This window comes from Thermoanaerobaculia bacterium (assembly GCA_035717485.1).
Classification (GTDB): domain Bacteria; phylum Acidobacteriota; class Thermoanaerobaculia; order UBA5066; family DATFVB01; genus DATFVB01.
This window is the reverse complement of the sequence record DASTIQ010000184.1, coordinates 1-9,765: the sequence shown is the minus strand read 5'-3', so window position 1 is coordinate 9,765 and position 9,765 is coordinate 1. Positions and strand designations below refer to the sequence as shown.

8 protein-coding genes are annotated in these 9,765 nt (G+C 68.5%); 3 read left to right on the top strand and 5 right to left on the bottom strand.

The window, feature by feature from the left end; all coding sequences use genetic code 11:
- The 4 genes from VFS34_09860 to VFS34_09845 all read right to left on the bottom strand — a co-directional run.
- On the bottom strand, nucleotides 1-1,751 hold a 1,751-nt coding region (locus VFS34_09860), incomplete at its 3' end, for a carboxypeptidase regulatory-like domain-containing protein (GenBank protein HET9794756.1).
- 54 nt (nucleotides 1,752-1,805) lie between these two features.
- On the bottom strand, nucleotides 1,806-4,013 hold the full coding sequence (locus VFS34_09855; GenBank protein HET9794755.1) for a sulfatase-like hydrolase/transferase: 2,208 nt from the start codon (nucleotides 4,011-4,013) through the stop codon (nucleotides 1,806-1,808).
- 48 nt (nucleotides 4,014-4,061) lie between these two features.
- Nucleotides 4,062-5,033 (bottom strand): ROK family protein, encoded by a 972-nt coding sequence (locus VFS34_09850; protein HET9794754.1) that lies wholly within the window; start codon nucleotides 5,031-5,033, stop codon nucleotides 4,062-4,064.
- On the bottom strand, nucleotides 5,030-5,452 hold the full coding sequence (locus VFS34_09845; GenBank protein ID HET9794753.1) for a DUF3617 family protein: 423 nt from the start codon (nucleotides 5,450-5,452) through the stop codon (nucleotides 5,030-5,032). Before VFS34_09845 ends, VFS34_09850 begins: the two co-directional genes overlap by 4 nt.
- Before the next feature lie 246 nt (nucleotides 5,453-5,698).
- On the opposite strand from VFS34_09845, the gene VFS34_09840 reads away from it, so the two are divergent.
- On the top strand, nucleotides 5,699-7,183 hold the full coding sequence (locus VFS34_09840; GenBank protein HET9794752.1) for a right-handed parallel beta-helix repeat-containing protein: 1,485 nt from the start codon (nucleotides 5,699-5,701) through the stop codon (nucleotides 7,181-7,183).
- Between the two features lie 89 nt (nucleotides 7,184-7,272).
- Nucleotides 7,273-8,634, top strand: a complete 1,362-nt coding sequence (locus VFS34_09835; protein ID HET9794751.1) for a right-handed parallel beta-helix repeat-containing protein — start codon at nucleotides 7,273-7,275, stop codon at nucleotides 8,632-8,634.
- A gap of 57 nt (nucleotides 8,635-8,691) precedes the next feature.
- Here the strand turns inward: VFS34_09835 and VFS34_09830 are convergent, their stop codons facing one another.
- Nucleotides 8,692-9,081, bottom strand: coding sequence for a BON domain-containing protein (locus VFS34_09830; GenBank protein ID HET9794750.1), 390 nt, complete (start codon nucleotides 9,079-9,081; stop codon nucleotides 8,692-8,694).
- Nucleotides 9,082-9,271: 190 nt separating this feature from the next.
- Between VFS34_09830 and VFS34_09825 the strand changes: the two genes are divergently transcribed.
- Nucleotides 9,272-9,508 carry a hypothetical protein gene (locus VFS34_09825; protein ID HET9794749.1) on the top strand — a complete coding sequence of 79 codons (237 nt, stop codon included), beginning with the start codon at nucleotides 9,272-9,274 and terminating at the stop codon, nucleotides 9,506-9,508.
- The last annotated feature ends 257 nt before the right edge of the window (nucleotides 9,509-9,765 follow it).

Genomic DNA, 9,765 nt, shown 5'->3' with positions numbered 1-9,765 from the left:
AGCTTGCAGTCCCAGCCCCGGAAATCCTGGTAGTAGCTGGCATCGTTGAACTGCGTCTGCGTCGACAGCTCCTGGCAGATCTGGTTCGAGGACTGATTCAGGTCGTAGCCGAGGTTCAGGTCGTACCTCAACCCGACGTTGACCGTGAGCCGGGGAGACGGCCTCCAGTCGTCCTGGACGTACACGTCGTAGATGTTCTTCGGGCTGCTGTACCCGCTGAAGCCGCCGTTCTGCGTGATCGACGCGACGGAGGAATCGAGCGAGTCGCCGTTCAGGATGTACGTCGGCGCCGCGGTCCCGACCGAGAAGTCGCCCGCGAGAGTGGGCTCGTGGACGAAGTTGACGCCGAACTTGAGGTCATGGCTGCCGTGCCAGTCCGCGGAATACGTGACGTCGTCCTTGAACTGGTACTTCGTCTGCCGCGTGGTCTGAGGCGTGTTCGGATTCTGGCCGGAGAGAACGCCGCTCGCGAAGTAAATCGTCGGGTGATCCGAGTTCGGCGTGATCGCGTTGTCGAATTTCGTGTACTGGAAGACGAACTCGTTCAACGCGTTCTGCCCGAGCTGAGATTGGAGCCCGGCGAGACTCGAAGAGTACTTGTTCGAGATGGTTCCGAAGGAGTCGGGCGTGTGATTCGAGTAGACACCGTAGAGCTGGGAGTTCTTCTGGTACCCGTACCGGACCTGCAGGAACTGGGAAGCCGAGATGTCGGCCGTGACTTTCGCGGCCAGCAGGTCGTCGCGGAACGGCGTCTCGACGGGCTTGCCGTCGAGCTCGGGAAAAACGCCTCCCGTGTCCTGGATGATGTTCGTTCTCTGCTCGGTCCTCTCCGCGGTCACGAAGAAGTGCGCGACGTCCTTGACGATCGGTCCGCCGAGCGAGGCGCCGTACTGGTTCCGGCGGTAATCGGACTTTCCCGAGTTCGCGTTCTTCTCGCTCTGCGTCTCGGAATTCAGGCTCTTGTCGCGAAAGTACTCGAAGCCGCTGCCGTGGAATTCGTTCGAGCCGCTCTTGGTGACGACGTTCAGCACGCCTCCCGTCGAGCGCCCGTACTCGGCCTTGTACTGCTGGGTCTGGATCTTGAACTCCTGGACGCTCTCGAGCGAGAAGTTCTGCAGCGCGCCGCCGATCGTGTCGTCGGTGTTGTCGCCGCCGTCCATGATGTAGTTGACGTTGCGGCCGCTGCCGCCGTCGAGCTGGACGGTCAGCTGGCCGGGCTTGGTGGGATCCGTGTTGTACGCGAGCTGCGTCCCCGGGGCGAGGACGGCCACGTTGGCGAACTGGCGGCCGTTGAGCGGCAGGGTCTGCAGCTCTTTCTGGCTGATGATGGCCCCGATGGCGGGATCGGTCCGCACGAGGGGGGCTTCCGTGGTGACGGTGATCATCTCGGCGACCGCGGAGACCTGCATCGTGACGTTCAGCGTGCGCGTCGTCGCGACGTTCATTTCCACGTTCTTCTGCTCGACGGTCTTGAAACCGGAGATCGCATACGTGACCGTGTAGCTCCCCGCCGGGATCGCGGCGATCGTGTAGGCGCCGTCCTGCGCCGTGGTGTCCCCGCGGGTAAACCCGGTGTCCGGCGACGTCGCCGTGACGCTCACGCCGGGCAGCCCCGCACCGTTCTGGTCGAGCACGCGCCCCGTCAACGTCGCGTTCGTGCCCTGGGCCCGGAGTCCCGCCGGGGAGGTCAGGAGCGCGGCCAGGGCCAGGGCCCCCGCGCTCCGGGAGAGGATCCGAAATGTCTGTCGCATCGGGTCTAATCTCCTTCTCAAAAATCTCTCATCGGTCCGAAAAAGGGGTCCGGGTCACCTCCTTTCGGGTTCTGGAACTCTCGACTCTCTTCGAGCCAGTCGCGCGATCAACTGGCTGGCGACCTGACATTCCCGGAGGAAGCGAGGATCGTTCGACGCGGCGTGCAGAAAGTCCCGATACGCGGACTCGGCCGAAGGGAGGTCTCCGGCCATCTCCAGCGCGATGCCGCGGTTGAGCCTCGCCTCGTGATCGTCCGGCGCGAGCGCGATCGCCCGATCGAAGCTCGCGACGGCCTCCGCGAAGCGGCGGTCGTCGACCTCGAGAGTGCCCAGCCCGTTCCACGGCTCCGCGTATCGGGGGGCGAGGGCGATCGCGCGCCGGTACGCGGCTTCCGCCTCCGCGGGACGCTTCAACTGGCGAAGGACGTTGCCCCGGTTGTTCTGGGTCCGGGCGTCGCGCGGATCGAGCGCCGCGGCCCGATCGAACTGAGCGAGCGCCTCCTCCGGCCGTCCTTTCGCGAGGAGCGCGATGCCGAGGATGTCGATCGCCTCGGGACTCGACGCGTCGTGCTGCAGCGCGTCCTGCGCGGCGGACAACGCTTCGTCGATCCGTCCCGCTTCCTTCAGCGTCACGGCGAGGTCGTAGCGGGTGTCGGCGTCGCCGGGCGAGAGCGCGACCGCGCGCCGGTACGCCCGGATCGCGGCGTCGAAGTCGCCGAGCCTCCGGTACGAAAGCCCGAGAGAATCGAGGAACACCGGGTTGTCGGGATCGGACCGGAGCGCCGCGAGGAGCTTCTGTCGCGCCGGCTCGACGCGTCCGCCGACGAGATCCCAGTGCGCGTCCTCGAACTGGCGAAACGCGGCGACGACGTCCTTCGGATCCCGGAGGGTGGAATTCTCCGCGGCGGAGGGCGATCCCGATATGTAGCCGAGCGACGCGAGCTTCGCGGCCGACTCGCGGTCGCCGGCGGACGGCGGCTTTTCGGGGACGAGCGCATCGCGCCGAAACACCGCGATCGCGGCCGCAAGATCGGTTCGTGGCGCGGCGCCGAGGCTTCGCGCCTCCTTCGGATCCCGCGCGAGGTCGTAGAGCTCCGGCCGGGGGGCTTCGATGTATTTCAGGTTCTTCCGCCGGAGCGCGGAGAGACCGCTCCAGCCGAAAATGCGCGGGTATTCCGTCTCCGAATAGAGGTCCGCGGCGGCCGGTTCGGCGCCCCGGCGCAGAATCGGCGAGAGATCCCGTCCGTCCAGAGCGCCCGTCAGCGGCGTTCCGGCCAGACCGGCGAGCGTCGGCGCGAGGTCGGCGAGACTGACGGGAGTCGCGACGGCGCGCGGCGACAGACGGGGCGCCCGCAGGAGAAGGGGAACGTGCAGGGTGGCCTCGTACACGAAGAAGCCGTGAGTCAGCTCGCCGTGCTCCCCGAGGGCCTCGCCGTGGTCGGCCGCGACCGCGACGATCGTGGTGCCGCCGCGCCCGGTCGAAGCGATCCAGTCGAGGAGGCGGCCGACCTGCGAATCGACGGAGGCGACCTCGCCGTCGTAGGGACGTCCGGCGTGGCGGGACTTGAACGGTTCGGGCGGGTCGTACGGGGCGTGGGCGTCGTAGAGGTGAACCCAGGCGAAGAACGGGCGGGGATCGTTTTCCCCGAGCCAGCCGAGCGCGCGGTCGACGACTTCGCGCCCGGGGCGCTCCGCTTCGAGCGCGCTGGGCGCGGCCGGGTCGCGCGCGATCTCGTCGTCGTACCGGTCGAAGCCGCGGGCGAGCCCGAAACGGTGGTCGAGGACGTAGGCGCCGACGAACGCTCCCGTTCGATACCCGGCCGCGGAGAGCCGGGTCGCGAGCGTTTCGCGCGAGGCGGGGAACCGGCCGGCGCCGTTGTTCCTCAGCCCGTGATGCGGCGGCAGAAGGCCCGAGAGGATCGTCGCATGCGAGGGGAGAGTCAGCGGAACCGCGCTGATCGCCTCGTCGAAGCGCAGCCCTTCCGCGGCGAGCCGATCGAGGTTCGGCGTCTCGGCCTCGCGGTATCCGTAGGCGCCGAGGTGATCGGCGCGAACGGTGTCGATCGTGACGAGAAGGACGTTCGGGCGCCCGCCATTCCGCCCGCCTCTGCCGCAGGCCGCCGCGAGGAGAATCCCGGCGGCGAGGGCAGTGAGGGCTGTCGTTCGGGCGATCGAACCGGCCGCACCGATGACGATTCGACGGGTCGTATGAAACCTCGTTAAATTGGCGTGAAGGCTATCGCACCGGGACGCAATTTCCAAGCTCGGGAGCCGGACGCCGGCGGCGCCGCGAGGGATCGATCCTTCCGGCTATCGGGAGGCTCTTCGCGCCGCTTCCATCGCCGCGAGCGCGGCGCCGAGCGGCCCCGCCGCTTCGTGCAGGATCGACGCGACGACCCGCGGGCGCGCGAGCTCGGTCGAGAACGCGTGCGCGATCGCGGCTTCGCGCGCGAGCCGGACGTAGCTTCCCCCGACGTCCTGGACGATCCCGCCGCCGAGGACGAAGACCTCCGGGGCGAGCGCGTCGAAGAGATTCGCGATCGCGATCCCGGCGTGCCGCGCCGATCGCTCGACGGCCTCGACGGCGAGCCGGTCTCCCGCGCGGTACGCGTCCCCGAGGTCGCGGCTGTGGAGGCGCGCCGGACCGAACGCGCGGCTTCGGAGGACCGAGCGCCGGCCGCCGCGGATCTGCCGGCGGAGCCAGCGGACGATCCCCGATTTCGACGCCTCCCATTCGAGCGAGCCCGCGTCGCTTCCCGGGCGGGCTCGGGACGCGTCGACGATCATGTGACCCAGCTCGCCGGCGTTCCGGTTGACCCCGGTCACGACGCGGCCTTCCGAGATCACGCAGCCGCCGACCCCCGTCCCGATCCAGAGGCCGACGAGGTTCCGGAACCCTCGTCCGGCGCCCATCCGCCACTCGCCGCGCATCGCCATGTGAACGTCGTTTTCGAGGACGACGGGCTTGCCGAAGCGTCCGGCGATCGCCGGCCCGAGGACGACGCGGCGCGCCGCGAGATGAGGCGTCCGGAGGATCACGCCGCGCTCCGGGTCGAGAGGCCCGGGACATCCGAGACCTATCCCTCCGACGGCCTTTTGGGTGACGCCGGCGTGGGCGATGGCGCCTTCGATCGCTTCCCCGATCGCGGCGATCAGCGCCTTCCCCGGGGAGGCGAAGGGCGTCGCCCGCTTGCATCGGCCGAGCCACCGTCCGCGCGGCGAGAACACGCCGGCGAGGATCTTGGTTCCCCCGAGATCGACCCCGACCCAGCAGCGCTTCACGGCGAGCACGCTCCGCGCCTCGCCGCCTCGATCCGGTAGCGCACCGGATGTTTCGTTCCGCGGCCATCCTCGATCTCGATCGTGAATTCCCCTTCGCCGTGTTCGCCGTCGAAGGCGAGCCGGCCGGTGCCGGGTCCCCGGTAACGTCCTTCGCACGCCGCGGTCCAGCGGACCGCGCGCCCCTCGGCCGCCCACCCGTCGGTCCGGCAGTCGCCGGGGGGAGCGCCGATTTCGGCGAGGAGAGCCGCGGGATCGTCCCGCCCCTCGAGGCAGCGTTCGACCGTGCGCGGCGGAGGCGCGACCGGGAGCCCTCCCATCGCGAAGGTGGTCGTGAACTCCCAGCGGCCGGAGGCCGCCGGAAATCGCGAATTCCCCTTCGCGGCGAGACTGGCGGCGAGGAGAAGGACCGAGGCTGTCATCCGGGGCGGTCAGTATATCCGGCGGTTCCTGGCATGAAATTTAATTTCGCAGAAACCCCCTTTCTGACTCGCTGCCGGCGCAGTACCATCTCGCCCTTCAGCAGCAACCCCGCGCGAAACTCCATCGGAGCTCTTTGACAAACCCATCGTCCGAGATCGTTCGTCGTTTCCGAGTCTTTCCCTCGTCATCCCGCCGGCCGCTGCCGGCAAAACCCTCACCCTCATCAACCCAAAGGAAACCCCGACATGAAAACTCTCGGTCTCGTTCTGCTGACGCTCGCCGCCGCCATCGCGGCGGGCGCCTCGGACTTCTACGTCTCGCCGAACGGTTCGCCCGACGCCCCGGGCGACGCCGATCATCCGTGGGACCTCGCGACCGCGCTCGCGCAGCCGGCCTCCGTTCGCCCCGGAGACACGATCTGGCTTCGGGGCGGAACCTATCGCGGCACGTACACGGCGAATCTGAACGGCACCGCCGACGCCCCGATCGTCGTGCGCCAGTACCCCGGAGAACGCGCGACGATCGACGGCGGCGATTCCGGCTGGAAATCGATCTTCACGGTCGCGGGCTCGTACGCCTGGTACTGGGGCTTCGAGATCACGAGCTCCGATCCGAACCGGGTCTCGCGGCAGACCGGCTCGAACCCGACCGACATCGGACGCGGAAACGTCCAGACCGAGCAGTCCTCCCGCACCGGCGACGGGCTGAAGTTCATCAATCTCGTCATCCACGACGTCCAGGACGTCGGCCTCTGGAAGGAGGCGACGAACGTCGAGTTCTACGGCTCGCTCATCTCCGACAACGGCTGGACGGCGCCCGACCGCGGCCACGGCCACGGTCTCTACGTGCAGAACCGCGAAGGGACCAAGACGATCCGCGACAACGTGATCTTCCAGAACTTCTGCAACGGCATCCAGGTCTACGGCACCGAGAACTCCTTCCTCGACGACATCACGATCGACGGCAACACCATCTTCGGCAACGGCGAGATCGTGAATTCGCCCGCCGACAACATCACGATCGGCGGCGGCGTCGTCGCGCACCGGCCGGTCGTGACCGACAATTTCGTGTATTTCTCCCAGTGGGGCAACGGCAACGACATCGACCTCGGATACGCGGACCTGGGACGGGGCACGTCCGACGCCGTCGTCACCGGGAACGCTTTCGTCAACGGGGTGATCAAGCAGAACGCCTCCAATTCCGGCACCGTCATGACGCAGAACACGATCTACTCGTCGATCTTCGGATGGAACGCCGCCGAGTTTCCGCAGAACTCCTATCTCTGGTCGCATCCCGGCATCAGCGTCGCGTTCGTCCGGCCGAACGCCTACGAGCCGGGGCGCGCGACGATCATCGCGTATACCGGCGCCGGCGCGCCGTTCGTCGACGCGGACGTCTCCGGAGTCCTGGCGGCGGGACAGAGCTGGGAAATCCGGAACGCGCGCGATTTCTACGGCGCGCCCGTCGCCTCGGGAACCTACGACGGGAAGCCGATCGCGGTCCCGATGCACGGGCTGACGGTCGCCGCGCCCGTCGGTTGGGCCGCTCCTTCCCCGTCGGAGGAGTTCAACGTGTTCGTCCTCCTCCCCCTCGGCTCCGTTTCCCCGTCGCCGTCCCCGTCGCCTTCGCCGTCGCCGGCTCCCCCTCCGGCTCCCGCTCCGACGCCTGCACCCACGGGGCCGTCTCCGACCACCGGCCCGGCTCCCGCGGACCGGAAGGGACCGGCCTAGCCGGCGGAAGGAACCGGGAGCGGCGTGCCCCGAGCGCGGGGCACGCCGCTTGCAGCCGTGGGCCGGCGCTGAAAACGATCGCTCTTCGCGTGCTCGCCACGGCCGTGGCGCTCGCGTCCGCCGCGGCGGCGCCGGCTTCCGAGTTCTTCGCCGCGCCGGACGGAACTCCGTCGGGCGACGGGAGTCGCCGGCGCCCGTGGGACCTCGCGACGGCGCTCGCGCAGCCCGCCCGCGTGCATCCGGGCGACACGGTGCTCCTCCTCGCCGGGGTTTACCGCGGCGAGTTCCGCGCCGCGCTGCGGGGCCGCCCCGGCGCTCCGGTCGTCGTTCGCGCCGCTCCCTCGGCGCGCGCGACGATCGACGGGACGCTCAAGATCTCGGGCCACGACGCCTGGTACCGGGATTTCGAGGTGACGAGCTCCGCCGCGCTCCGCGTGTCGCGGCAGGAAGGCCCGTATCCGACCGACGTGCCGCGCGGGATCCTCGAGACCGAGGAGACGGGGGCGACGGGTGCCGGGTTGAAGCTCATCGACCTCGTCGCTCACGATCTCGCCTCGGTCGCGCTCTGGAAGGAAGCGATCGATCTCGAGGTCTCCGGATGTCTCGTCTACTACAACGGATGGACGGCGCCCGACCGGGGCCACGGACACGGAATCTACGTGCAGAACGTCGTGGGGACGAAGCGGATCGTCGACAACGTCATCTTCGAGAACTTCGACAACGGAATCCAGGCCTACGGCAGCGCGAAGGCGGGGCTCGACAATCTCGACATCGAGGGAAACACGATCTTCGAGAACGGCACCCCCGTCGGCGACCCCGCCAACAACATCCTCGTCGGGGGAGGTCGCGTGGCGGCGAACACCCGGATCGTGGGGAATCTCCTCTGGTATTCGGGCGGTCGAGGCACGCAGATCAATCTCGGATACGACCCGTACGGGCGGGGAGTCGATCGCGCGGTCGTCCGCGACAACGTCGTCGTCAACGGCGAGGTGCGGATGAACCCGAAGAACGGCGTCGTCGATTTTTCGGGGAACACGGTGTTCGCGAGCCTCGCAAACCTCGACGCCGGTCGATTTCCCGGCAACCGATACGTCCGCCAGCCGATCGGCTCGGCGGTTTTCGTGCGGCCCGACCGCTACGAGAAGGGTCGTGCGATCGTGACGGTGTTCAACGCCGATCGGCGTCCCGCGGCTGTCGTCGATCTCTCCGCGGTACTCCGCGGCGGCGATCGCTTCGAAATCCGGAATGCCCAGGATTTCTACGGGACGCCGGTGGCCGCGGGCGTGTATCGCGGAGCCGGGGTGAACGTGCCGCTGCGGGCGTTTCCGCCGGCCCGCCCGGTGGGGTGGAAGACGCCGCCCGGGACGGGACCCGAGTTCAACGTCTTCGTGGTGACGAGCGCGACCACGGCCGCGGCGCATCAGCGAGCGGCTTCCGGGGCGGGTCGGTGATGTGAGGAAGGGCCAGACGTCCCGGATCGCGCACGCGCTTCCGGGGTCTGTGCCGGCCTATGGCGGCGGGGGAGTGTCGGTCCCCGATTTCGTCGGCGGAGCCGCGGCGGGGCTCCTCCCACCCGGCGGCATCGCTCCGGTGAGCGAGCTCGGGGCGTTCGCGCTGACCTCTCCGGGTCCCGCGGCCGAGGTCACGTGGATCTCGTCGATGACCGAGCGGACGCCGGCCGTTTCCCGGGCCGTCCGAAGAGCCTGTTCCTTCTGCTCGGGAGATTCGACCGTTCCGGAAAGCGTGACGATGCCGTCTCGGGTGTCCGCCGAGATCGCCTGCGACGAGATTCCGGGCTCGCGGGAGATCCGGCTCTTGACGTGGTCGGAGATCCGCGAGTCGGTTCGCGCGCAGCCGGAGACGAGTGCCAGGAGCGGGAGAAGGAGAAGTTTTCTCACGGTGAATCGCGCTGCATCGAACGTGCCGGCTGTCACCCGTCGAGGGCGGGCATCGAACCGGGCGGACAGACGGGAACCGAGACCGCCTCTTCGGGTGCTCGTAAACCGCTGACGGACAAATGGTTGTCGGGATTCATCGAGCCGGGTGGAATGGCACCGACGTTGCGATGACTCCGGGCCGGAGGTCACTATGGAAGGAAAGAAACTCGTTCTCGCCGCCGTCGTTTCCGGAGCTCTTCTCGCTTTCGGCGCGGGGTCGGCGAATGCTCAGGGATACCGGGGCCACGATTCCGGCCGGCGGCAGGAAAGCCGCAGCTATGACGGCGGCGGCGATCGCCATCGCGGTGGCGACTACGGCCGCCAGGGCGGTTACGAGCGGCGCGGCGGTTACGGCGGCCATCGCGAGTACTACCGCGGCGGCCATTAGTACGGCGGCGGCTACGGCTACTACCAGCCTTACGCGTACGACTACGCGCCCTATGCTTACGGCTACGCCCCCGATTACTACGCGTATCCGTACCCGCGCTATCGAAGGCATCGGGTGTTCGTCGCGTTCCCGTTCCCGCATTTCGTGATTCAAAGCGTGCCGATTCCCATCCCGGTCCCGCACTGGTGACCCCGCACCGGAGACAGCTCCGGGATTCTCGCGGCGGTTCCGCGGCTCTTCTCGACCGCGGAACCGCC